Consider the following 1,730-nt stretch of genomic DNA (forward strand, 5'->3'; position numbering starts at 1 on the left):
CCAGACGACTTCAAGGCTGCGCTGAGCGTGCACGATGGCCAGAAGGGCGAGGAGCCGCTGTTCGAGGGCGAGTTCTTCCTGAGCATCAAGGGCGTGCTATCGCAGTGGCGCGCCTGGACCAAGCTGATGAAGTCGCCCGATATGGCCGAATGCAGCGGCGCACCGGATGAGGGCATATGCCCCGATTGGTTCCACCCGGCCTGGATTCCCTTCACTCATGACGGGATGGGCAACCACCTATGCCTGGACCTTGCCCCGGCCGATGGCGGCCAGGTCGGCCAGATAATCCGCGTCTGGCACGATGAAGACGAACGCCAGCTGATCGCGCCAAGCTTCGCGGTGTGGTTCAGCAGCTTTGTGCGCAGCCTGCCGAATGAGGATGAGGCGGCGCCAGGGGCGACGGACGGCGTGAGTTAGCGCTTCAAATCATGAAAACCGCAGATGGGGCGATAAGCCCCATCTGTTTTGACTTTTGTACGTTATGCCCCCAAACCTGCATCATCCAGGGCAAGGGCATCATCCACCCTGCTTATCACATGCCCTCGATATCACTACTTAGATACCTGCGCGCAGGCAGCCGCCATGGCAAGCCCTCTCGCACTGCTGGTAGTCACCGCCGCTTCGGTGCAGTACCCCTAGGGCCAATCTCCGAACGCCTGCCTGTGGCCTCGGCCTTGGGGCGGGTCACCTTTACGGATGTGCTGGCCGTAGACAATGTGCCCAATTGGCCACGTGCCAAAGTAGATGGCTATGCCATCTGCAGCACCGATACGCTGCAAGCCACCCCGCGCCAGCCTTGGCAACCTACTTGGGTTTTTGAGCGGGATATGCCAGTTAAGCCCGACTGGGATCATGAACCTTTCAACTATGTGCTACCTCCGGGTCACGTGATCAATGTCAAAAAGGGTTGGCCGCTACCCAAAGGAGCGGATGCGGTGCTGCCCCTTCTCCGGCCAGAGTTACGCGCCTACTTCAGCGATAACTCGGTGCTGAAAATCAAACGTCCCATCCCGCCAGGCTGGTTCACTGCAGCAGTGGGCGAGGACTACCCGGCAGGGGCGCCACTACTGCCAGCAGGCATACGGCTAAGGCCCGAACACATCAGCCTGCTGTGGCGGGCTGGCTTGCGCGAAATAGAGGTGGTAAGGCGGCCCAGAGTGGCGATTGTCTATGGCGGCGGCCAACTCAATGCAGACAGTGAGGCGCTGACCTTGCCGCTACAGCTCATGCTTCAGCAGTTGGGACATGCGTCTGTTCCTGTGCTCCACCTACCTGTGCCACGAATCCATACCAGCACGAGCGCCTATAGACAGGACATGGAAAAATGGCTGCCTGACTTTGATTTGTTCATCAGCGTCGTCCCGCCCACATCGTTTTTTCTAAGAGGTTCGGTTCCTACCCCAGGAGGACGTGACTGGTATAGCCATCTTGGAGACAACCTCTCTATTGGCTCTACAACGCCGCGCAGCCCAACGATCAGAGTGCCATTTCAGCGCATTACGGCTCGCGGGCCTGTGTTCGGGAACGACTACCTCGAAGACCATGGGGTGTGGCTGACCTTTGGGGAGTTCACCCCTGACAGTTTGCTCTTCATGGAAATCGTGCTGCCGCATCTGCTGGATGCCATGGAGCACGCCGACTACCACGGCCGCGACTGGCAGACCCTGCCTTGCGCACTCCCTTTTACACGTCTTGGTCAATGGCGCTGCAATGTGCGGCGGCAAGTGCTG

2 protein-coding genes are annotated in these 1,730 nt (G+C 59.4%); both read left to right on the forward strand.

What is annotated here, in order from left to right; genetic code table 11:
* Positions 1 to 417, forward strand: a 417-nt coding sequence (locus BT173_RS18935; protein WP_175545645.1) for an SMI1/KNR4 family protein, incomplete at its 5' end; no start/stop codon positions are given.
* Between the two features lie 11 nt (positions 418 to 428).
* A partial coding sequence (locus BT173_RS19080) for a hypothetical protein (RefSeq protein ID WP_308417599.1) occupies positions 429 to 1,730 on the forward strand: 1,302 nt, incomplete at its 3' end.

Source organism: Chitinimonas taiwanensis DSM 18899 (assembly GCF_900119825.1).
GTDB classification, from domain to species: Bacteria; Pseudomonadota; Gammaproteobacteria; order Burkholderiales; family Chitinimonadaceae; genus Chitinimonas; species Chitinimonas taiwanensis.